The sequence below is a fragment of the Mesorhizobium sp. M1004 genome (assembly GCF_040318795.1).
Lineage (GTDB): Bacteria > Pseudomonadota > Alphaproteobacteria > Rhizobiales > Rhizobiaceae > Mesorhizobium.
In genome coordinates, this window is sequence record NZ_JAMYNB010000031.1 from 1 (window position 1) to 22,807 (window position 22,807).

Sequence of the window (22,807 nt, forward strand, 5' to 3'; positions counted from 1 at the left end):
CAGCGCCCGTGATCATGTTCTTCACATAGTCGGCGTGGCCGGGGCAGTCGACATGGGCATAATGGCGCGCTGCCGTCTCGTATTCGACGTGCGCCGTCGAAATCGTGATGCCGCGGGCCTTCTCTTCGGGCGCCGCATCGATCTGGTCGTAGCGCTTGTATTCGCCAAAATACTTCGTGATCGCCGCCGTCAGCGACGTCTTGCCATGATCGACATGGCCAATCGTGCCAATGTTCACATGAGGCTTGTTACGCTCGAATTTACCTTTTGCCATGTGATGTCTCCAATCTGCTCGCCCGTACGGGCCTTGAATTAAGTTACCGATGCAACCCGTTCAGGTTACGCGTATTTCTTCTGGACTTCCTGGGCGACCGCGGTCGGCACAGGCTCATAGTGATCGAACTGCATCGTGTAGGCCGCGCGGCCCTGGCTCATCGAGCGCAGGTTGTCGACGTACTTGAACATGTTGGCCAGCGGCACCATCGCGTTAATGACGACAGCCACGCCGCGAGCTTCCTGGCCCTGGATCTGGCCACGACGGCCGTTCAGGTCGCCGATGACGCTGCCGACGTAGTCTTCCGGGGTCACGACTTCGACCTTCATGATCGGCTCGAGCAGCTGCACGCCAAGCTTGGGTGCGGCTTCACGGAAGCAGGCGCGGCCGGCGATTTCGAACGCCAGGACGCTGGAGTCCACATCGTGGTAAGCGCCGTCGATAAGCGTCGCCTTGACGCCGATCATCGGGAAGCCCGCGAACGGACCCGACGACATGACACTGTTGATGCCCTTTTCGACACCCGGGATGTATTCCTTGGGAACCGCACCGCCGACGATCTTGGTCTCGAACTCGAACTCCGAGCTTTCCGGGTTCGGTTCGAACACGATCTTGACGCGAGCGAACTGACCGGTACCGCCGGTCTGCTTCTTGTGGGTGTAGTCCTGCTCGTGCCTGCGGGTGATGGTCTCGCGGTAAGCCACCTGCGGCGCGCCGACATTGGCCTCAACCTTGAACTCGCGACGCATGCGGTCGACGATGATGTCGAGGTGAAGTTCGCCCATGCCCGAAATGATGGTCTGGCCGCTTTCCTCGTCGGTCTTGACGCGGAATGACGGATCCTCGGCGGCCAGGCGGTGAAGGGCGAGGCCCATCTTTTCCTGGTCGTTCTTGGTCTTCGGCTCGATGGCGATCTGGATGACCGGATCCGGGAATTCCATGCGCTCGAGGATGACCGGGTGCAGCGGATCGCTGAGCGTATCGCCGGTGGTCGTGTCCTTGAGGCCGGCCAGAGCAACGATGTCGCCGGCAAAGGCTTCTTCGACGTCGGCGCGCGAATTCGCATGCATCTGCAGCATGCGGCCGATGCGCTCTTTCTTGCCCTTGACGGTGTTATCGACCGAGATGCCCTTGGTCAGTTTGCCCGAATAGATGCGGGCAAAGGTCAGCGAACCGACGAACGGGTCGTTCATAATCTTGAAGGCCAGCATCGACAGCGGCTCGTTGTCGTCGGCATGACGCTCGATCTCGGCATCGGTCTTGGCGTCGACGCCCTTGATGGCGGGAACATCGGCCGGCGACGGCAGGTATTCGACGACGGCGTCGAGCAGCGGCTGCACGCCCTTGTTCTTGAAGGCCGAGCCACAGAACATCGGGTAGAACTTGACCGCGATGGTGCCCTTGCGGATCAGCGCGCGGATCTCGTCATTCGACGGCATCTTGCCTTCGAGGTAATTCTCGAGGGCCGTCTCGTCCATTTCGACGGCGGCTTCGATCATCTTCTCGCGGTATTCTTCGGCCCGGGCCTGAAGGTCGGCAGGGATCTCGACGACGTCCCAGGCAGCGCCCAACGTCTCGTCGCGCCAGACCAGCGCGTTCATCTCGACGAGATCGACGACACCCTTGAACTCGGTCTCGGCGCCGATCGGCAGCTGCATGACGACGGCATGCGCACCAAGACGCGAGCCGATCATCTCGACCGAGCGGTAGAAGTCGGCGCCGATCTTGTCCATCTTGTTGCAGAAGATCATGCGCGGAACTTTATACTTGTCGGCCTGGCGCCAGACAGTCTCGGTCTGCGGCTCGACACCGGCATTGGCATCGAGCAGCGCAATGGCGCCGTCGAGCACGCGCAGCGAACGCTCGACTTCGATGGTGAAGTCGACGTGTCCGGGAGTGTCGATGATGTTGAAGCGGTACATCTTGCCGCTGCGACCCTTCCAGAAGGTCGTGGTGGCGGCGGACGTGATCGTGATGCCGCGTTCCTGCTCCTGCTCCATCCAATCCATGGTGGCAGCGCCGTCGTGGACTTCGCCGATCTTGTGCGACTTGCCCGTGTAATAGAGGACGCGCTCGGTGGTCGTCGTCTTGCCGGCGTCAATATGCGCCATGATACCGAAATTGCGGTAGTCTTCGATTTTATATTCGCGGGCCATCTTGGATGCCTTCTCAGTCTCGTTCGCGCTTTACCAGCGGTAGTGTGCGAAAGCGCGGTTGGCTTCTGCCATCTTGTGGGTGTCTTCACGCTTCTTCACGGCGGTGCCGCGGTTATTGGCCGCGTCCATCAGCTCGCCGGAGAGGCGGTCGACCATGGTGGTCTCGTTGCGGTTGCGGGCCGCGGCGATCAGCCAGCGGATCGCCAGGGCCTGACGGCGCTCGGGGCGCACATCGACCGGAACCTGGTAGGTAGCGCCGCCGACGCGGCGCGACCGGACTTCCACATGCGGCGCGACATTGTCGAGCGCCTGATGGAAGACGGTGACCGGCTCCTGCTTGGTCTTCGACTGAACCTGGTCGAGCGCACCGTAGACGATGGTCTCGGCAACCGACTTCTTGCCGTCATACATAACGGCGTTCATGAACTTGGTAACGATCAGATCGCCGAACTTCGGGTCCGGATTGATCTCACGCTTTTCTGCACTGTGACGACGCGACATGGCTTTTGTCTCTCAATCTCGTAGCCCGACGCATTCAAGCAGCGCCAGGGCCGGAAAATCTTACTTCGGACGCCCCTTACTTCGGACGCTTGGCGCCGTACTTCGAACGGCGCTGCTTGCGGTTCTTCACGCCCTGCGTGTCGAGCACGCCGCGGATGATGTGGTAGCGCACGCCCGGAAGATCCTTGACGCGGCCGCCGCGGATCATGACCACGGAGTGTTCCTGAAGGTTGTGGCCTTCGCCGGGGATGTAGCCGATCACTTCAAAGCCGTTGGTCAGGCGGATCTTGGCCACCTTGCGCAGTGCCGAGTTCGGCTTCTTCGGCGTCGTTGTATAGACGCGCGTGCAGACGCCCCGCTTCTGCGGGTTCTGCTGCATGGCCGGGACCTTGTTGCGCTTCACCGGCGCAATGCGCGGCTTGCGGATCAGCTGGTTGACGGTAGGCATTAAACCCTCTTGTCTCTCAATTCCGTGTCTCGCCCGGTCAGGGCCGCTCAAAGCGCCAATTCCATACGCAAATTCGGGCCATAAACCGCGCCTCGCGGTCCTGCCCGAACAAAATGCAGAGGAAGCGGGAACCGCTTCATGCGCGCCGGAAATGTCTTTTCGCTCGTAAAACGAACCCTGTTTGAGGCAAACTCCAAAGCGTGTCGCTTCGGAAGGGAGAGCCTCACATCGGTTCTGACTGGGCGGCTTCTACTCGCAAGACCGTGAACCGTCAACCCCGGCACGCCAAATATTGCGCGCTGACGACGGCTTGGCAGCCATGCGAAAAACGCATGTAATTTTCTTTCTTCGTTTTGCAAGGCAGAGGAAGAAAGTGACCCGGGCAGACAAGAAAGTGACCGGCTTTTGGCTGTCATGCGCGGGTTCTTCATGGCAAAAGGCGCCATGGACAGCCCAAAACCCCTCGCCCGCCCCCGCCTCAAGAGGAATCAGCCCGTGAACGACAATGAGGAACGCCCGGTCACCATCGTCACCGGCCGGGTCTGGAAAAAGAAGGGCGGCAAGCCGGAAGGCGTCCATGTGATGCTGGTTGCGCCCGACGACGATTCGGCCGTGCGCCGGGTGCTCGAATCGCTTGCGGCCGAAGGCTATGCCGAAGTCGAGCTCGACCAGATCGGCGATATGGACGGCGAACCCGACGAGGAGCCGCATCTGTCAGCCTTTCAGGGTGCCCTCGAAGGTGAGGTGTCGATCGTCACGTTTGACGTGCCGCTCTGAGCGTCACAGGCTGCTTGCGCCTGTACCGCGCCGGCTTTCCCGGCACCGGTTCTCTGCTAAGAACCAAGCGACTTAACAAGCCAAATTCGAATCCGCGGAGTCCCCATGCCCTCGAACAATGGTCCCATCAAGCTCGGCATCGTCGGCGTCGGCAAGATCGTGCGCGACCAGCATCTGCCGGCAGTGGCCAAGGATGCGGACTACCGCCTCATCGCCGCTGCCAGCCGGTACGGCAAGGTGGACGGCATCCCGAATTTTCCGACCATTGAGGCGATGCTCGACGCGGTGCCCGACCTCGAGGCCGTCTCGCTGTGCATGCCGCCGCAGTTCCGCTACGACGCGGCACGCACCGCGCTGATGGCGAAGAAGCATGTTTTCCTGGAGAAGCCGCCGGGCGCCACCGTCAGCGAGGTCGAGGACCTGAAGCGGCTGGCGGCAGCCAGTGGCGTCTCACTGTTCGCCAGCTGGCATTCGCGCTACGCGCCGGCGGTGGAAGCCGCGCGTGCCTTCCTGGCGTCGGCCAAGGTCAACTCGGCCGCCATCGTCTGGAAGGAAGATGTCCGCCGCTGGCATCCGAACCAGGATTGGATCTGGGCGCCGGGCGGTTTCGGCGTCTTCGATCCCGGCATAAACGCACTGTCGATCGCAACCCACATCCTGCCGGCGATGTTCATCACCTCGGCCGTCCTCGACTTCCCGGAAAACCGCGCCTCGCCTGTGGCGGCCCACGTGACCTTCCGCACCTCGGATGGGTTGCCGGTGACCATGGAGCTCGACTGGCTGCAGACGGGACCACAGAGCTGGGACATCCGGGCGGACACCGACAAGGGCAAGATGGTGCTGTCCGGCGGCGGCACCAAGCTTGCCATCGACGGCAAGTTGGTTCACGACGAGCCGGAGGCCGAATACCCCCAGCTTTACCGGCGCTTCGCCGAAGTCGTACGCGACGGCGTCTCCGATGTCGATTTGGCACCCCTGCAGCACGTCGCCGACGCGTTCATGCTCGGCAAGCGCAATGTGGTGGAAGCGTTCTTCGATTGAGCGATGAGTTCTGCCGGACCGCAGTCCGGACACTCACCATGCAGCCTTACTCGACGATCGCAATCGCAAACCCGTCATAGCCTTTGGCGCCGACGGTCTGGATGGCGGTGCCGTCCAGGCCATTGTCGCCGCCGATGAAGGAAAACGCACCGCGTGCGCCTTCGACATACGCGTCACGGCCATCGTCGTTGAGCACGGTGCCGTCGCGGATGACGTTGTCGCAGATGATGACCGTCCCCGGCCGCGACAGGCGCATGGCCCATGACAGATAATTCGGATTGTTCGGCTTGTCGGCGTCGATGAAGATCAGATCGAACGGAGCGGCATTTTCGGCAACCAGCGTCTCAAGCGACTGAAGCGCGGGGCCGATCCTGAGCTCGACCTTGTCCGACACCCCTGCCCGCTCGAGATTCGAGTGCGCGACTTTTGCATGATGCGGCTCGAGTTCGAGCGTCACGATCTTGCCGCCGACGGGCAATCCCCTTGCCATCCAGATGGTCGAGTAGCCGCCAAGCGTGCCGATCTCCAGCACCTTCCTGGCGCCGCTGATGCGGACCAGCAGCGACAGCAGCTTGCCCTGCGCCGGCGATACGTCGATGGCCGGCAGGCCCTGGTCGCGGTTGGCCGCAAGCACCGCTTCGAGGATGGGATCTGCCTCGAAGAGAGAGGAAACGATGTAGTCGTCGACGTCAGTCCAAACCTTCTTGCTCATGTTTTCCTCGATTCGATTGGGGGTCAAAACGCGAAAAGGGGCCACTGGGGCCCCCTTCCTTCTTCTCGTCCTACCGCGCTTACTGCGCGGCGTTGACCATGTCGGTCAGCATCGGCTCAGCGACCTCGACACCGGAGGCCTTGCGGCGCTCGTCGATGATCAGTTCGTCGCGCGAGGTGGCGATGCGCCGGATCTGGCTCATCGTGCCGCCGGTACCGGCCGGGATCAGCCGGCCGACGATGACGTTTTCCTTCAGGCCCTGCAGCATGTCGGTCTTGCCGGCAACCGCAGCTTCGGTCAGCACCCTGGTCGTCTCCTGGAAGGAGGCGGCCGAGATGAAGGACGGCGTCTGCAGCGAGGCCTTGGTGATGCCCAGCAGCACCGGCTGGCCTTCGGCCGGCTTCTTGCCGTCCTCGACCAGGCGCTCGTTGACCTCTTCCAGTTCGATCACGTCGACGTGGTCGCCCGGAATGTAGGTCGAGTCGCCCTGCACCGTGATCTCGACCTTCTGCAGCATCTGGCGAACGATCACCTCGATGTGCTTGTCATTGATCGACACGCCCTGCAGACGGTAGACTTCCTGGATTTCGTTCACGAGGTAGGAAGCAAGTGCTTCCACGCCCTTGATCGCCAGGATGTCGTGCGGCGCCGGATTGCCGTCGAGGATGTAGTCGCCCTTCTCGATGACGTCGCCGTCCTGGAGATGGAACGGCTTGCCCTTCGGGATCAGGTATTCGACCGGCTCAAGCGTCGAGTCATGCGGCTCGATGATGATGCGGCGCTTGTTCTTGTAGTCGCGGCCGAAGCGGATCGTGCCATCGATCTCGGCGATGATGGCGTGATCCTTCGGACGACGTGCCTCGAACAGTTCGGCAACACGCGGCAGACCGCCGGTGATGTCCTTGGTCTTGGCGCTTTCCATCGGGATACGCGCCAAAACGTCGCCGGGACGAACCTGCGAACCCGGCTCGACCGAAAGAATGGCCTCGACCGAGAGCAGGAAGCGGGCGTCGCCGCCCTTCGACAGCTTGCCGACCTTGCCCTTCGGGTCAAGGATGGCGATCGCCGGCTTGAGGTCGTTGCCGCGTGGCGTCGAGCGCCAGTCGATAACCTCGCGCTTGGTGATGCCGGTCGATTCGTCGGCCGTTTCCTGAACGGAAATGCCGTCGACCAGATCCTCGTACGACACCTTGCCCTCGATTTCGGTGAGGACGGGGCGGGTATAGGGATCCCATTCGGCGATACGCTGGCCGCGCTTCACCTTGTCGCCATCGTCCACGAAGATGCGCGAACCATAGGTAAGGCGATGCGAGGCACGCTCCTTGCCGGCTTCGTCGAGGATCAGCACCGCCATGTTGCGGCCCATGACCATCTGCTGGCCGTCCGAGTTGCGCACCACGTTGCGGTTGCGGATCTCGACCTTGCCCTCATACGAGGCTTCAAGGAACGAGCTGTCCACCACCTGCGCCGTACCGCCCATGTGGAAGGTACGCATGGTGAGCTGGGTCCCCGGCTCGCCGATCGACTGCGCCGCGATAACGCCGACGGCTTCGCCCTGGTTGACCGGGGTGCCGCGGGCAAGATCGCGTCCGTAGCAGACCGCACAGACGCCGATCCTGACCTCGCAGGTCAGTGCCGAGCGAATGCGGACCGACTGCACGCCGGCCTTTTCGATCTTTTCCACGTCACGTTCGTCCATCAGCGTTCCGGCCTTGACCAGAACCTCACCCGAAACCGGATGCGTGATGTCGTCGAGCGAGGTGCGGCCCAGCACGCGCTGGCCGACCGAAGCGACGACCTGACCGGCATCGACGATCGGCTGCATGGTGAGGCCCTTGTCGGTGCCGCAATCCACGGAGTTGACGATGCAGTCCTGCGCCACGTCGACCAGACGACGGGTGAGGTAGCCCGAGTTCGCCGTCTTCAAGGCGGTGTCGGCCAGACCCTTGCGGGCGCCGTGGGTCGAGTTGAAGTACTCGAGCACGGTCAGGCCTTCCTTGAAGTTCGAGATGATCGGCGTCTCGATGATTTCACCCGAGGGCTTTGCCATCAGGCCGCGCATGCCGGCGAGCTGACGCATCTGGGTGGGCGAACCACGCGCACCCGAATGCGACATCATGTAGATCGAGTTCATCGGCTTTTGACGGCCACTGTCCTCGAACTCGACGGCCTTGATGCGGGCCATCATCTCGTCGGCGACCTTCTCCGAGCACTTGGCCCAGGCGTCGACGACCTTGTTGTACTTCTCGCCCTGCGTGATCAGGCCGTCATTGTACTGCTGCTCGTATTCCTTGGCCAAAGCCTCGGTGTCGGAAACCAGCTTGATCTTGGCGTCCGGGATCAGCATGTCGTCCTTGCCGAACGAAATGCCGGCGCGGCAGGCGTGGCTGAAGCCGAGGGCCATGATGCGGTCGCAGAAAATGACCGTCTCCTTCTGACCGCAGTGGCGGTAGACGGTGTCGATCATCTTGGAGATGTTCTTCTTGGTCATCTCCTGGTTGGCGGTCTCGTAAGGCACGTTGACGTTCTTCGGCAGCAGCTCGCCGATGATCATGCGGCCAGGCGTGGTGTCGTAGATTTTCGACACGACCTTGCCTTCGGCGTCGACCGTGCGGAAACGACCCTTGATCTTGGAGTGCAGCGTCACCGCCTTGGTCTCGAGCGCATGCTGGAGTTCGCCCATGTCGGCAAACACCATGCCTTCGCCCGGCTCGTTCTGATTGACGATCGAGAGATAGTAGAGACCCAGGACCATGTCCTGCGAAGGCACGATGATCGGCGCGCCGGAAGCCGGGTGCAGGATGTTGTTGGTCGACATCATCAGCACGCGGGCTTCAAGCTGCGCTTCCAACGACAGCGGCACGTGAACGGCCATCTGGTCGCCGTCGAAGTCGGCGTTGAAGGCCGTGCAGACCAACGGATGCAGCTGGATCGCCTTGCCTTCGATCAGGATCGGCTCGAACGCCTGGATGCCGAGGCGGTGCAGCGTCGGTGCACGGTTCAAGAGCACCGGATGCTCGCGGATGACCTCGTCGAGGATATCCCAGACTTCCGGACGCTCCTTCTCGACCAGCTTCTTGGCCTGCTTGACGGTCGAGGAGAACCCCTTGGCGTCGAGGCGGGCGTAGATGAACGGCTTGAACAGTTCGAGCGCCATCTTCTTCGGCAGGCCGCACTGGTGCAGCTTGAGCTCCGGACCGGTGACGATGACCGAACGGCCCGAATAGTCGACGCGCTTGCCGAGCAGATTCTGGCGGAACCGGCCCTGCTTGCCCTTCAACATGTCGGACAGCGACTTCAGCGGACGCTTGTTGGCGCCGGTGATGACGCGGCCGCGACGGCCGTTGTCGAACAGCGCATCGACGGCTTCCTGCAGCATGCGCTTTTCATTGCGCACGATGATGCCGGGGGCGCGCAGCTCGATCAGCCGCTTCAGACGGTTGTTGCGGTTGATGACGCGGCGATAGAGATCGTTCAGGTCGGACGTCGCGAAACGTCCACCATCCAGAGGAACCAGCGGGCGCAGGTCCGGTGGGATCACCGGAACCACCTTCATGATCATCCATTCCGGACGGTTGCCGGACTCCATGAAGTTCTCGACGACCTTGAGCCGCTTCAGATACTTCTTCTGCTTCAGCTCGGACGTGGTCGAAGCCAGTTCCGAACGCAGATCGCCGGCGATCTTCTCCAGGTCCATGCCGGCCAGAAGGTCATGAATGGCCTCGGCGCCGATCATGGCGGTGAACGAATCCTCGCCATACTCGTCGACGGCGATCATGTACTCTTCCTCGCTGAGCAGCTGGTGCTCCTTCAGCGCGGTTAGGCCAGGCTCGGTGACGATGTAGTTCTCGAAGTAGAGGACGCGCTCGATGTCCTTCAGGGTCATGTCGAGCAGCGTGCCGATGCGCGACGGCAGCGACTTCAGGAACCAGATGTGAGCGACAGGTGCCGCCAGCTCGATGTGGCCCATGCGCTCGCGGCGAACGCGCGACAGCGTGACTTCGACGCCGCACTTTTCGCAGATGACGCCCTTGTACTTCATGCGCTTGTACTTGCCGCACAGGCATTCATAGTCCTTGATCGGGCCAAAAATGCGCGCGCAGAACAGACCGTCACGCTCCGGCTTGAAGGTGCGGTAGTTGATGGTCTCCGGCTTCTTGATCTCGCCGAACGACCAGGACAGAATCTTCTCAGGGCTGGCGAGCGATATCCGGATGGAATCGAACACCTGCGCCGGCGCCTGCGGATTGAAGAGATTCATGACCTCTTGGTTCATGCCGTTCTCCTTTTCGGGGTCCTCGAAAACCCCTTGCATCTAACGCGGGCCAAATGCCCGCTGAGTGGTCGGCCCACTGGCCGTAGAATTTGTTGCATCCGGTCGCGGCGTTCCGCGACCGGATGTCTTGCTTACTCGGCCGCGCCCCTATTCGGCAGCATCTGGCAGCCGGACAGGGTTGTCGTCGAGCTTGGTGTTCTCCAGCTCGACATTGAGGCCGAGAGACCGCATTTCCTTGACGAGCACGTTGAAGCTCTCGGGAATGCCGGCCTCGAACGTGTCGTCGCCGCGCACGATCGCCTCGTAGACCTTGGTGCGGCCGGCGACATCGTCCGACTTCACCGTCAGCATTTCCTGCAGCGTGTAGGCGGCGCCATAGGCTTCCAGCGCCCAGACCTCCATTTCGCCGAAGCGCTGGCCACCGAACTGCGCCTTGCCGCCCAGCGGCTGCTGGGTAACGAGCGAGTACGGACCGATCGAACGCGCGTGGATCTTGTCGTCCACCAGGTGGTGAAGCTTGAGCATATAGATATAGCCCATCGTCACCTTGCGATCGAACGGCTCGCCTGTGCGTCCGTCATAGAGCTGCGACTGACCGCTGGTGTGCAGGCCCGCCTGCTCCAGCATGATGTTGATGTCGACTTCATGCGCGCCGTCGAACACCGGTGTCGCGATAGAGACGCCGCGGCGCATCTGCTCGCTGAGGCGAACGATGCTCTCGTCGTCATATTCGCGGACCGGCTCGTTGCGGTCGTTGGCTGGGATGAAGCTCTCGAGCGTCTTGCGCAACGGCTTGATGTCTCCAGCCGTCTTGTACGCGTCGATCAGCTCGCCGATCTTCTTGCCCATGCCCGCGCATGCCCAGCCCAGATGCGTTTCCAGGATCTGGCCGACATTCATGCGGCTCGGCACACCCAGCGGGTTGAGCACGATATCGGCATGCGTGCCGTCCTCGAGGAAAGGCATGTCCTCGACCGGAACGATCCGCGACACGACACCCTTGTTGCCGTGACGTCCGGCCATCTTGTCGCCCGGCTGCATCTTGCGCTTCACGGCCACGAAGACCTTGACCATCTTCATGACGCCCGGAGGCATTTCGTCGCCGCGCTGGACCTTCTCGACCTTGTCCATGAAGCGCTGTTCGAGCGCCTTCTTGGAATCGTCGTACTGGCCACGCAGGGCTTCCAGTTCGCTCTGGAGCTTTTCGTTCTCCACCGCAAACTGCCACCACTGCGAACGCGGATACTCGTCCAGCGTGTCCTTCGACAGCTTCGAGCCCTTCTTGAAGCCCTTCGGCCCGGCAATGGCTTCCTTGCCGACGAGAACGTCGGAAAGGCGCGAATAGACGTTGCGGTCGAGGATCGCCTGCTCGTCGTCGCGGTCCTTGGCGAGGCGTTCGATCTCCTCGCGTTCGATCGCCATGGCGCGCTCGTCCTTCTCGACGCCGTGGCGGTTGAACACGCGCACTTCGACGACGGTGCCGAAGGTGCCCGGAGGCATGCGCATCGAGGTGTCGCGAACGTCCGACGCCTTTTCACCGAAGATGGCGCGCAGGAGCTTTTCTTCCGGCGTCATCGGGCTTTCGCCCTTCGGCGTGATCTTGCCGACCAGGATGTCGCCCGGCTGCACTTCCGCGCCGATATAGACGATGCCGGCTTCGTCGAGGTTCTTCAGCGCTTCTTCCGAAACATTCGGAATGTCGCGCGTGATTTCCTCCGGTCCAAGCTTGGTGTCGCGGGCCATGACCTCGAATTCCTCGATGTGGATCGAGGTGAAGACGTCGTCGGCCACGATACGCTCGGAGAGCAGGATCGAGTCCTCGTAGTTGTAGCCGTTCCACGGCATGAACGCGACCAGCACGTTGCGGCCGAGCGCCAGATCGCCGAGCTCGGTCGACGGACCGTCGGCGATGATGTCGCCCTTGTTGACGCGGTCGCCCATGCGCACCAGCGGACGCTGGTTGATGCAGGTGTTCTGGTTCGAACGCTGGAACTTCATCAGCCGGTAGATGTCGACGCCCGACTTGCCGGGATCGAGATCTTCCGTGGCGCGGATGACGATACGCGTCGCGTCCACCTGGTCGACGATGCCGCCGCGGCGGGCGCCGATGGCGGCACCCGAGTCACGGGCAACGATCGGCTCCATGCCGGTGCCGACGAACGGCGCTTCGGCGCGCACCAGCGGCACGGCCTGACGCTGCATGTTGGAGCCCATCAGCGCGCGGTTGGCGTCGTCGTTCTCGAGGAACGGGATCAGCGCCGCGGCCACGGACACCATCTGCTTGGGCGACACGTCCATCAGATCGACGTTTTCGCGCGGCGCCATCATCACTTCGCCGGCGCTGCGGCAAATGACGAATTCGTCGACGAAACCACCATTCTTGTCGAGCTCGGCATTGGCCTGCGCAACGTGGTGCTTGGACTCTTCCATAGCGGAGAGATAGACGACCTCATTGGTCAGCTTGCCATTGACGATCTTGCGGTACGGGCTTTCGATGAAGCCGTACTTGTTGACGCGCGCGAAGGTCGCCAGCGAGTTGATCAGACCGATGTTCGGGCCTTCCGGCGTCTCGATCGGGCAGATGCGGCCGTAATGCGTCGGGTGCACGTCGCGCACTTCGAAGCCGGCGCGCTCGCGGGTCAGACCGCCCGGGCCAAGTGCCGACAGGCGGCGCTTGTGGGTGATCTCCGACAGCGGGTTGGTCTGATCCATGAACTGCGACAGCTGCGAGGAACCGAAGAACTCGCGCACGGCGGCAGCCGCCGGCTTGGCGTTGATCAGGTCCTGCGGCATCACCGTATCGATCTCGATCGAGGACATACGTTCCTTGATCGCGCGCTCCATGCGCAGCAGGCCGACGCGGTATTGGTTCTCCATCAGCTCGCCGACAGAACGCACGCGGCGGTTGCCGAGATTGTCGATGTCGTCGATCTCGCCCTTGCCGTCGCGCAGCTCGACCAGCGTCTTGACCACGGCCAGGATGTCGTCCTTGCGCAGCACGCGCACGGTATCCTCAGCCTTGAGCTCGAGGCGCATGTTCATCTTGACGCGGCCGACGGCCGACAGGTCGTAGCGCTCCGAGTCGAAGAACAGCGAGTTGAACATGGCTTCGGCGGTTTCAAGCGTCGGCGGCTCGCCCGGGCGCATGACACGGTAGATGTCGAACAGTGCGTCCTGGCGGCTCTCGTTCTTGTCGACGTTGAGCGTATTGCGGATGTAGGCGCCGACATTGACGTGGTCGATGTCGAGAACCTTGATCTCGCTTTCGCCCGTGCCGAGCAGCACCTTCAGCGTCTTTTCGTCGATCTCGTCGCCGGCTTCGAGGAAAATCTCTCCGGTGCCGTAGTTGACGATGTCCTCGGCCAGGTAATTGCCGAGCAGATCCTCGTCGGTCGCCTTGATCGCCTTCAGACCCTTTTCGCCAAGTGCTCTTGCCTGGCGGGCGGTGATCTTCTTGCCGGCCTCGACGACAACTTCGCCGGTATCGGCATCGACGAGGTCGCCAACGGCCTTCAGGCCGCGGAAACGCTCGACGTTGAACGGGATGCGCCAGTGGTCACCGGCGCGCTTGTAGGTGATCTTGTTGTAGAAGGTCGACAGGATTTCTTCGCCGTCCATGCCGAGCGCCATCAAGAGCGACGTCACCGGAATCTTGCGGCGGCGGTCGATGCGGGCGTGCACGACGTCCTTGGAATCGAACTCGATGTCGAGCCACGAACCGCGATAGGGAATGACGCGCGCCGCAAACAAAAGCTTGCCCGAGGAGTGCGACTTGCCCTTGTCATGGTCGAAGAAGACGCCCGGCGAACGGTGCATCTGCGAGACGATGACGCGCTCCGTGCCATTGACGATGAAGGTGCCGTTGAGCGTCATGAGCGGCATGTCGCCCATATAGACGTCCTGCTCCTTGATGTCCTTGATCGACTTTGCGCCGGTATCCTCGTCGATATCGAACACGATGAGGCGCAGCGTCACTTTGAGTGGCGCGGCATAGGTCAGGTCGCGCTGACGGCATTCGTCAACGTCGAATTTCGGTCCTTCGAACTCGTACTTCACGAACTCCAGCATCGAGGAGCCGGAGAAATCGGAGATCGGGAAAACCGACTTGAAAACGGCCTGCAGCCCCTCGTCCGGACGCCCACCCTTGGGCTCCGCCACCATCAGGAACTGGTCATAGGATGCTTTTTGAACCTCGATCAGGTTCGGCATCTCCGCAACTTCCGGAATCTTTCCGAAGAACTTGCGTACGCGTCTGCGGCCATTGAAAGTCTGGGTCTGGGCCATCGTCGCTCCTTAGCTATAAACTCGGGGCGAGCCTCGCCGCGGCTCACCTTGCATGCGCGGCCACCTCGGCGGCGGCCCCTGATCTGTTTCCCGCCGCCTGGCGGCGACGGCTAAAACGGGAGAAAACCCGTTTCCTGAAGGCCGGTTTCGGCCCTCAGGAAAGAGGTTCTCGTACATCTCGCGCTACGCATCCTCCCCTCTGATGAAGGGAGTGGCGGACGGCGCGAGGCCGCCCGCCGCTTTTACGCTTACTTCAGGTCGACCTTGGCGCCGGCTGCTTCCAGCTGGGCCTTGAACTTCTCAGCGTCAGCCTTGGAAACGGCTTCCTTGACCGGCTTCGGAGCTGCTTCGACCAGATCCTTGGCTTCCTTGAGGCCCAGGCCGGTGATGGCGCGGACTTCCTTGATGACGTTGATCTTCTGAGCGCCTGCCTCGGTGAGGACGACGTCGAATTCCGTCTTTTCCTCAGCCGGAGCAGCAGCAGCGGCAGCGCCGCCGGCAGCGGCAACCGCCACCGGAGCAGCAGCCGAAACGCCCCACTTTTCTTCCAGAAGCTTCGACAACTCGGCCGCCTCGAGGACGGTCAGCTTCGAAAGGTCGTCTACGATCTTTGCCAGATCAGCCATTGTTGTATTCCTTCATCAGGTTCGAACGTGTGTTTGTGATAGCGAGGAACGGCCTCATGCCGCCTCGTCCTTCCGGGCGTAAGCGCCGATGACGCGCGCGACCGAAGCCGCTGGCGCATTGACGATCTGGGCGATCCGGGTTGCCGGCGTGGCGATCATGCCAACCAGCCTGGCGCGCAGCTCATCGAGCGACGGAAGTGTGGCGAGTGCCTTCACACCGTCGGCGTTGAGCGAGGTGGTGCCCATTGCGCCGCCGAGAATGACCAACTTGTCATTTCCCTTGGCGAAATCGGACGCGACCTTCGGCGCCGCAATCGGATCCTCCGAATAAGCGATCAGCGTCTGTCCCTTGAACAGGTCGATGATCGATGCGGAGTCCGTGCCCTGAAGAGCGATTTTGGCGAGACGGTTCTTCGCGACTTTGACGGTGCCACCGGCAGCGCGCATTTTCGACCGAAGGTCGTTCATTTGCGCGACGGTGATACCGGCGTAGTGGGCCACGACGACTGAACCAGCGCCTGCAAAAGCACCGTTCAGGCCCGTGACGAGTTCGCGTTTTTCCGCTCTGTCCACTGCCTATCTCCAGTTGACCCCTGCCCCGCTAGTGGGACAGGCGTCGGGTTGCCTTTTTGCCGGCCGGGCCATCCATTACAGATCTCCCGAACGACGCTCGAGGATCCTGCCCCCTTTCGCCACATCGACGGCAAGCCGGAGATGCGCAGACAAAAGGCAAACACGGTTCGAACCTTTCATTGGAGCTTGTCGCTCCGTTGTCCGGTTTTCACCCGTCTCATGCAGGCCCAATTCAATTAAGGCTTCTGGGCCGCCTGCAATCTCGGACAGGATGTCCGGAAGCCTCTCGACTTCCGGTACCGGGCCGCCGACAAAGTCGGAGGCCCGGAATTCACTTGCGGATCAGCGCCTTGGCAGCCGATCCAGATGTTCGTATCAAGACGCTGCGAGCGTCGAGACGTCGAGCTTGAGGCCCGGGCCCATCGTCGAGGTGACCGACACCTTCTTGACGTAGTTGCCCTTGGCGCCAGCCGGCTTTGCCTTGGTCACGGCATCGGCGAAGGCGCGGACGTTTTCTTCCAGCGCCTTGACGTCGAACGAGACCTTGCCGACGCCGGCATGAACGATGCCGGCCTTCTCGACGCGGAACTCGACAGCGCCGCCCTTCGATGCCTTGACGGCGGCGGCGACGTCGGTGGTGACGGTGCCGACCTTCGGGTTCGGCATCATGCCGCGCGGGCCGAGCACCTTGCCCAGACGGCCGACCAGCGGCATCATGTCCGGCGTGGCGATGCAGCGATCGAAGTCGATCGTGCCCTTCTGGACGATGTCGACCAGATCCTCGGCACCGACGATGTCGGCGCCGGCGGCGCGAGCCTCATCGGCCTTGCCGCCACGTGCGAACACGGCGACGCGGACAGAGCGGCCGGTGCCGTTCGGCAGGTTGACCACGCCGCGGACCATCTGGTCGGCATGGCGCGGGTCGACGCCGAGGTTCATCGCAACTTCGATGGTCTCGTCGAACTTCACCGTCGAACGGTCCTTGAGCAGCTTCAGCGCCTCACCAAGGGCATAGGCCTTGTTGGGGTCGATGCCGTCGCGGGACTTCGATACACGCTTTGCAATCTTTGCCATGATCTCAGCCCACCACTTCCAGACCCATCGAGCGGGCGGAGCCCTCGACCATGCGCATGGCCGCCTCGACGTCGTTTGCGTTCAGATCCTTCATCTTCTGTTCGGCAATGGCGCGCACCTTGTCGCGACCGATCGTGCCGGCCTTGATCTTGCCCGGCTCTTTCGAACCCGAAGTCAAGTTCGCCGCCTTTTTCAGGAAGTAGCTCACCGGCGGCGTCTTCATGACGAAGGTGAAGGACTTGTCCTGGTAATAGGTGATGACGACCGGGATCGGCGATCCCTTTTCCATTTCCTGGGTCTGCGCGTTGAACGCCTTGCAGAATTCCATGATGTTGATGCCGCGCTGACCAAGTGCCGGGCCGATCGGCGGAGACGGCGTAGCCGATCCCGCTTTGACCTGGAGCTTGAGCTGGCCTGCAATTTTCTTAGCCATCTCTTTCCTGCCTTTATCTCATGCCGGCCCCAGTATCGGGAACACCGGCGGTTGCAGTCTGGTGGTGCGGTCCGCGCGGCCGGCTAAAGCCGCATTCGCCTCCCACCCGTTCATGGCCGCGCGCTTTCCGCGCCGCCTCCCCTTGCCGGCGAACCGGCGCAGGGTTTTCGGATCAGCCCTTTTCGACCTGTCCGAATTCCAGATCGACCGGCACGGCGCGCCCGAAGATCGAAACTTCCACCTTGAGCCGCGCCCGCTCCTCGTCCACTTCCTGGACGAAACCGTTGAACGAGGCGAACGGACCATCCGAAACGCGGATCGCCTCGCCGATCTCGAAAGTGACCGAGGGCTTCGGCCGCTCGACGCCTTCCTGAACCTGGTTCAGGATGCGCTGCGCCTCGGCTTCGGTGATCGGCACCGGCTTGGAGTCACCGAGGAAGCCGGTGACCTTCGGCGTGTTCTTGACCAGCGAGAACACCGCATCGGTCAGATTGGCCTTGAGCAGCACATAGCCCGGAAAGAACTTGCGCTCGGCATCGACCTTGCGGCCGCGGCGGATTTCGACGACCTTCTCGGTCGGCACCACGATCTGCTCGATATCGGCGGACAGGCCCTTCTGCTTGGCCTTGTTCTCAATGTCCTCGGCGACCTTCTTTTCGAAGTTCGAATAGGCGTGGACGATGTACCAGCGCGCGGTCATTTCAAGACTTCTCCGTAATCGCCGGACTTAATGGCCGAGGCTCAGTAACCGCTCGATCGCGTAGCCCATGGCCACGTCGGCGGTGAAGAAAAAGATCATCGCGATGACCGCGAATACGAGCACCATCACCGTCGAGATCATCGTCTCCCGGCGAGACGGCCAAGTCACCTTGGCCGTCTCCGCGCGGACCTGCTGGAGAAAGACGAAAGGATTTGTGGTTTTCGAAGCCATATGCCGCTCTGTCTTCAAGACCCGTTGGCCGGGTCTCCTGGATGATCCCGCTGGCCGGGACGTGCCGCCTGGGTTCAAGTCGGCGCCGAATCAGCGCCATTTCGCCCATGCAAATCGGACGCGTAAAGCCGGCTTCCCAGCTCCACGCGTCGCGTGTCTGTTGTGTCTACATAAAACCGATTCTTGATCCACGCAAGTGGCAAGTGTCCGCTTTATGACCAAACGCCGCCTCGGAACCATCCAGTCGTCCCGTCCCGGCTATCGGGGCCTTATGCCTCAGTTCGCCCAATATGGCAAGCCACCTGCCGTTTTTCAATGCCGGACCCCATTCCGGAGGATGCATCCGGAAGATCAGGCACGTGATTACAAGTTCGAGGAAATGGCGTTGAGGTCGAACCTGCGACCTGCTGTTTTGGAAACCAAATGAAGCGCACGCAAGATTGGAATCCAGCTGCCCATGCCGAGGCAGCTGGATCAACCCAAGGTTAGCTCAGGCGCAGGCGAGTTCGACCCCGGCCACTGCGCCGATTCCGCGTGGTGGGCGTGGGCGCGGCGCGATCACTGCCGGGCACGGGGGCGGGTCGTCGTCATCGTCGGGGCCGAAAGAACGGCCACTATGCCGCCAAGCTTTGAGAACGCTGCGGCGCGAGGAGGGTCGCCAAGGCAGCACCCGGCCTGAAGTCTCTTTCCCCAGCGTGGGTTTCTCATCCAGAGCCTTCAACGCCCTCAGAATCTGGTCGACAGGGATTACCGTGCCGTTGTCCAGGCGGCGCAAGGCAGGCTGGTTTTCCACCGCGCAGGCATCGGACGCCCACGAGGAAAGCAGTGCCCGCTTTTCTCCACGACTGAGGCGTGGATGGTTGATGACGTTGTCTGGATTGTCGAGCAGGCACAAAGAAGCTTCAATTTTGCCCGAGCGTGCCGCAGAAAGTGTCGGTGTCTCGTAGAAGTTGTCCATCTCCATTCTCCGCAATCTGGGCCTCCCGGCCGAAGCCGGGAGGCGGACCGCAGGGATAACTGAATCGATACGATCAGGCCGCTTTGCGGGTGCGTTCCGTATCCTGGGCGATCTGCTTGCCGCCCACCTGGGCGTCGCCGGCCCCGATGCTAATGCGGCGCGGCTTCAGCTCTTCGGGAATCTCACGGACGATGTCGATCGAGAGAAGGCCATTCTCCAGTTTGGCTGCCTTGATCTTCATGTGGTCGGCAAGCTTGAACGTCTGCCTGAAACTGCGGTAGGCGATGCCCTGGTGCAGCAGCTGGCGTCCGCTCTGATCATCAGCCTTCTGGCCTACCACGACCAGTTCGGGTCCATGCTGGGTCAGCTCAACCTCATCCTGGCTGAAGCCTGCGATGGCCATCGAGATACGGTAATCGTTCTCGTCGACCTTCTCGATGTTATAGGGCGGCCAGTCTGGACGCGTGCCGCTGTCGAGCATGTCGAAAAGCCGGTCGAAACCGACGGTGGTCCGATAGAGGGTATCAAAGGTTCTCATAGCCACATCCTCCTTGAAGCAACATGGGTACAAGGACGCCGCCCAGCAGCGCCGCCTTTTGCCAAGCCAATCGGCCTCGGCGGGAAACGAATTAGGAAGGGCCGAAAACGGGTTCAAGAGCCCCTGTCCAGCATCCCGCTTCCAATAATTCGCAGCCGCTGAAAAGCAGCCGGCGGCAGCAAAACAGGCCTATTCTGAATTGTGAACGCAAATGGCAATTGGCTCGCCGATGGCAGTTGAATCAAGGAAATCGGTTCGTGGAAATACGCCGACTTCGGCATTGCGCATCAGCGCTCTCGCTCTGCGCATGCCTTCGGAACGTCGGATGGGCTTGTCGAGTACGCGGCTTCAGCCCAACCAAACGAGGAGCCAAAACAAGGCGCTTCTAAAATGCCGGATTCCAACGAGGAAAATGGCACGGGCAGCAGGGCTCGAACCTACGACCTGCGGTTTTGGAGACCGCCGCTCTACCAACTGAGCTATGCCCGTACGCGCGTTTCAGCGCAGGCGCTTCCTAAAAGCTTCCGGGCGCGCTGTAAAGAGTTGTCTGACGCGCTTTCAGATCCTTTGCCGGAAATCCGGATAGGTGATGACCAGCCCGTCCCTGCCTATGTCGATTTTTCGCCTGCCTGAAGCCGCATGCCGGCGCTCAGCCCCCGGCCGGCGGCTTGTACGGCCCGCCCGGCACGCCCCAGCCCCAGGCCGGCATCGGTTCGGTCTGCGGGTCGCAGGTCTCGCCGAGGGTGGAATTCATCCTGGCAAGCCGTGAGCCCCATTCGACATAGCCCATGAAGGCGGAACGGAATTCGGGATCGTCCGGCAACCCGACCGCATCGGCGGCATCGGCAAGCAGGCTGATCCAGCGGCGGCGCTGTTCCTCCGTCAGATGCTTGCCCAAGTGATGCATGACCATCTCGCGATGGCCGCCATGCTGTTCGCTGTAGGTCTTGGGTCCGCCAAAAACTTCGCCGATGAAGGCCGCGACATGCGCGGGATGATCCGGCGACATGTGTTTGAACACCGGGCCGACCACCGGGTCGCGCGACACCTTGTCGTAAAAGGTTTCCGTCAGCCGGTTGAGGGCTTCGATGCCGCCGGCCCATTCGTAGAGTGTCGGGATGTCCTGGCTCATTGTCGATCCTCCGCCAGCCCGGCGCCGGCACGAAGATAGCGGAAATCGCACCCTGCTCAACCTGCCTCGACGGCGAGTGTGAACCCGCCGCCCTACAATTTGGCGGGGCGATTCGGCGTGATGTCGCTTGCCGGCGTCGCCTTCCTCGGCTCCAGCACGCCCATCCGACCCCTTTCGCTTCCATGAGGATAGGCACGATCAGCCATTGGACGACGGCACCACGCGGCAATTCTCAGGTTTCGGCGCCGATTTGCAGATGCTGGACCCCGTCAGCGCATCCACCGACTGGCGCTCGGTCGTCAGGCCGACCTTCAGCATCATGTCGGGTTCGAGCTGACGCTCGACCGAACTGCCCTGGAGCGCCCGGAACAAAGCGGGGCTGATCGCCATCTCGTCGAGGTAGGATTTGACCGCCTGCTTCTGCCCCATCAGATAGAGGCTGAGCCGCGCCTGGGAACCGACAAGCCGCCTGGCGCCACCGGCCAGCATGAGCGCGCAGGCCGAATCGCAGTCGCCGTCGCCATCGACGCTCAGCCCGGCATAGGCGCCGTCCTTGGCCAGGCAATTCCACTCTGCCGGGTCGCAGCCGACGAAATCGGTGCGGGCAACGCCAACGTCGAGCTTCTTTTCATGGATGATCCGGCCCGCCGCCAGGGCGCCGGAGAGGTCGCCGCCTCGCGAGCTGATCACCACCGGCAGCCGCCGGTTGCCAAGCGTGGCGAGCAATTGGCTGAGTTTCTGCGGCGTCTGGGGCGTAATCGCGCCTTGCGCTGCAATCCATTCCGGGCAGTCGGGATTGCAGAGCGGGTTGCTGCCGCGAACCACGACAAAGCGCATGCCCGGCGCGCTCTCCGGCTTCACCGGCAGCGGCGCAGCCTTTGCCACGTCCGGCAGGCCGCCGGCTGGCTTGTTCGCCGGTATTTCCCGGCAATTCGGAGCCGGAAGGTCCAGCCTGCACAGGCTTGCGCTGGTCAGCAAATCTGCAGCGTCGTCGCTGGTGACCAGCTTCATTGTCAGCATGTCGCTGAGGTCGATCTGCTGGATGTCGCTGGCCGGCGTGCTCTTCATTGTCTCGATGATGCTGAGGTCGACACCCATCTCCTTGAAATAGGCGGACAGCTTGCGCTCCACCCCCTTGCTCATCTCGTAGGTCTTGTAGCTGCCGGTGTTCTTGCGGCTGACGACCTTCTTGCTGATGACCCGCTTCTTGCCTTTCACGATCCGGTAGCGGACCTGATATTGCACGTTCATCTGCACGATCGTGGTCGTGATCTGGTGGACGCCGAGATAGGCCAGCGGCCCGACCAGGCGCCTGGTGCCGCCGGCCAGCATCATTGGACAAGCGGACGCGCAATAGCTGCCGAGCACATAGGGGCTGCCGATATAGTGCGCGCCTCTGGCGTCGTTCTCCCTGCAGTTTTTCATCCCCGGCTCGCAGCCGACGAACCAGGTCCTGCCGACCGCGATGTCGAGCTTGTTCTTGCGTATCATCCGGCCCATGGCGATGGCCGCATCGACATCGCCGCCCGGAGAGTTGATGACGATCGGCAATTTGCGGCCGCCGAGCGTTTTCAGGGCAGCCTTGAGCAGCGCCGGCGACTTGGCCGATATCGCACCCTCGGCCGATATCCATTCCGGACAGGTCGGCTCACAGCCCGCCGCGTCGCTGCGCACGACGACGAACCGCATCGGCGGATCCGGATCCGGCTCTGAATTTTTTGTCTCGGCCGCAAAGGCGGCACTGCCCACGGCAAGCATCGACACCAGGCAGATCAGCCCCAGTGCCAACCATGGCCGACTATGCAAACGGTGCTGTGGAACCATCCGACCAAGCCCTCAACGCAATCTATACTGTAGAGGCTCACAGACTTGCAACAGAGATTGGGACCCCAAACAGGCACATCTGGCCAACGAAAAAGGGCGGCCCGAGGGCCGCCCCTATCCGTTTCGATCCGGCGATGCCGGGCTCGATTACTCTTTGATGGTGACGACGATGCCGGCACCGACGGTACGGCCGCCTTCACGGATGGCGAAGCGCAGCTTCTCTTCCATGGCGATCGGCACGATCAGCTC

The 22,807-nt window shown here is 62.0% G+C and carries 20 protein-coding genes and 1 tRNA gene; 2 read left to right on the top strand and 19 right to left on the bottom strand.

The window, feature by feature from the left end; genetic code table 11:
* From NKH54_RS31890 to rpsL, 4 genes are all read right to left on the bottom strand, one after another.
* On the bottom strand, positions 1-274 hold a 274-nt coding region (locus NKH54_RS31890), incomplete at its 3' end, for a GTP-binding protein (protein ID WP_353029689.1).
* 65 nt (positions 275-339) lie between these two features.
* Complete coding sequence (fusA, locus tag NKH54_RS31895) at positions 340-2,430, bottom strand: elongation factor G (RefSeq protein WP_023667430.1); 2,091 nt, start codon at positions 2,428-2,430, stop codon at positions 340-342.
* A 30-nt stretch (positions 2,431-2,460) separates the two neighbouring features.
* Complete coding sequence (gene rpsG, locus NKH54_RS31900; protein WP_008875664.1) at positions 2,461-2,931, bottom strand: 30S ribosomal protein S7; 471 nt, start codon at positions 2,929-2,931, stop codon at positions 2,461-2,463.
* A 76-nt stretch (positions 2,932-3,007) separates the two neighbouring features.
* Positions 3,008-3,379, bottom strand: a complete 372-nt coding sequence (gene rpsL, locus NKH54_RS31905; RefSeq protein ID WP_006333356.1) for a 30S ribosomal protein S12 — start codon at positions 3,377-3,379, stop codon at positions 3,008-3,010.
* Between the two features lie 495 nt (positions 3,380-3,874).
* On the opposite strand from rpsL, the gene NKH54_RS31910 reads away from it, so the two are divergent.
* Positions 3,875-4,156, top strand: coding sequence for a hypothetical protein (locus NKH54_RS31910; protein ID WP_023694876.1), 282 nt, complete (start codon positions 3,875-3,877; stop codon positions 4,154-4,156).
* A gap of 105 nt (positions 4,157-4,261) precedes the next feature.
* Positions 4,262-5,197: a Gfo/Idh/MocA family protein gene (locus NKH54_RS31915; protein ID WP_353029690.1), complete on the top strand. Its 936-nt coding sequence runs from the start codon at positions 4,262-4,264 to the stop codon at positions 5,195-5,197.
* 46 nt (positions 5,198-5,243) lie between these two features.
* On the opposite strand, the gene NKH54_RS31920 is transcribed toward NKH54_RS31915, so the two are convergent.
* The 15 genes from NKH54_RS31920 to NKH54_RS31990 form a co-directional block, all read right to left on the bottom strand.
* A complete protein-coding gene (locus NKH54_RS31920; protein WP_023702453.1) occupies positions 5,244-5,909 on the bottom strand; it encodes an O-methyltransferase in 666 nt (221 codons plus the stop codon).
* Positions 5,910-5,988: 79 nt separating this feature from the next.
* The gene (gene rpoC / locus NKH54_RS31925; RefSeq protein ID WP_023667434.1) at positions 5,989-10,185 is read right to left on the bottom strand and encodes a DNA-directed RNA polymerase subunit beta'; all 4,197 of its coding nucleotides are present in this window, start codon (positions 10,183-10,185) and stop codon (positions 5,989-5,991) included.
* A gap of 147 nt (positions 10,186-10,332) precedes the next feature.
* Complete coding sequence (gene rpoB / locus NKH54_RS31930; RefSeq protein ID WP_023686024.1) at positions 10,333-14,469, bottom strand: DNA-directed RNA polymerase subunit beta; 4,137 nt, start codon at positions 14,467-14,469, stop codon at positions 10,333-10,335.
* Positions 14,470-14,717: 248 nt separating this feature from the next.
* Complete coding sequence (rplL, locus tag NKH54_RS31935) at positions 14,718-15,095, bottom strand: 50S ribosomal protein L7/L12 (protein ID WP_023667436.1); 378 nt, start codon at positions 15,093-15,095, stop codon at positions 14,718-14,720.
* 54 nt (positions 15,096-15,149) lie between these two features.
* Positions 15,150-15,668 (bottom strand): 50S ribosomal protein L10, encoded by a 519-nt coding sequence (gene rplJ / locus NKH54_RS31940; protein WP_023667437.1) that lies wholly within the window; start codon positions 15,666-15,668, stop codon positions 15,150-15,152.
* Positions 15,669-16,043: 375 nt separating this feature from the next.
* On the bottom strand, positions 16,044-16,742 hold the full coding sequence (gene rplA, locus NKH54_RS31945; protein ID WP_023667438.1) for a 50S ribosomal protein L1: 699 nt from the start codon (positions 16,740-16,742) through the stop codon (positions 16,044-16,046).
* 4 nt (positions 16,743-16,746) lie between these two features.
* Positions 16,747-17,175 (bottom strand): 50S ribosomal protein L11, encoded by a 429-nt coding sequence (rplK, locus tag NKH54_RS31950; RefSeq protein WP_006333334.1) that lies wholly within the window; start codon positions 17,173-17,175, stop codon positions 16,747-16,749.
* A gap of 172 nt (positions 17,176-17,347) precedes the next feature.
* Positions 17,348-17,875 (bottom strand): transcription termination/antitermination protein NusG, encoded by a 528-nt coding sequence (nusG, locus tag NKH54_RS31955; protein WP_006333333.1) that lies wholly within the window; start codon positions 17,873-17,875, stop codon positions 17,348-17,350.
* A gap of 27 nt (positions 17,876-17,902) precedes the next feature.
* The gene (secE, locus tag NKH54_RS31960; RefSeq protein WP_023667439.1) at positions 17,903-18,106 is read right to left on the bottom strand and encodes a preprotein translocase subunit SecE; all 204 of its coding nucleotides are present in this window, start codon (positions 18,104-18,106) and stop codon (positions 17,903-17,905) included.
* A gap of 490 nt (positions 18,107-18,596) precedes the next feature.
* Positions 18,597-19,064: a hypothetical protein gene (locus NKH54_RS31965; RefSeq protein ID WP_353029691.1), complete on the bottom strand. Its 468-nt coding sequence runs from the start codon at positions 19,062-19,064 to the stop codon at positions 18,597-18,599.
* Positions 19,065-19,137: 73 nt separating this feature from the next.
* On the bottom strand, positions 19,138-19,602 hold the full coding sequence (locus NKH54_RS31970; RefSeq protein WP_353029693.1) for an Hsp20 family protein: 465 nt from the start codon (positions 19,600-19,602) through the stop codon (positions 19,138-19,140).
* Between the two features lie 413 nt (positions 19,603-20,015).
* Positions 20,016-20,091: transfer RNA gene (locus NKH54_RS31975), tRNA-Trp, on the bottom strand.
* Positions 20,092-20,251: 160 nt separating this feature from the next.
* Positions 20,252-20,734, bottom strand: a complete 483-nt coding sequence (locus NKH54_RS31980) for a group II truncated hemoglobin (RefSeq protein ID WP_023743052.1) — start codon at positions 20,732-20,734, stop codon at positions 20,252-20,254.
* 198 nt (positions 20,735-20,932) lie between these two features.
* Positions 20,933-22,558: a COG3904 family protein gene (locus NKH54_RS31985; protein ID WP_502907588.1), complete on the bottom strand. Its 1,626-nt coding sequence runs from the start codon at positions 22,556-22,558 to the stop codon at positions 20,933-20,935.
* A 147-nt stretch (positions 22,559-22,705) separates the two neighbouring features.
* Positions 22,706-22,807: EF-Tu C-terminal domain-related protein (locus NKH54_RS31990; RefSeq protein ID WP_152536282.1), on the bottom strand; the 102-nt coding region annotated here is incomplete at its 5' end.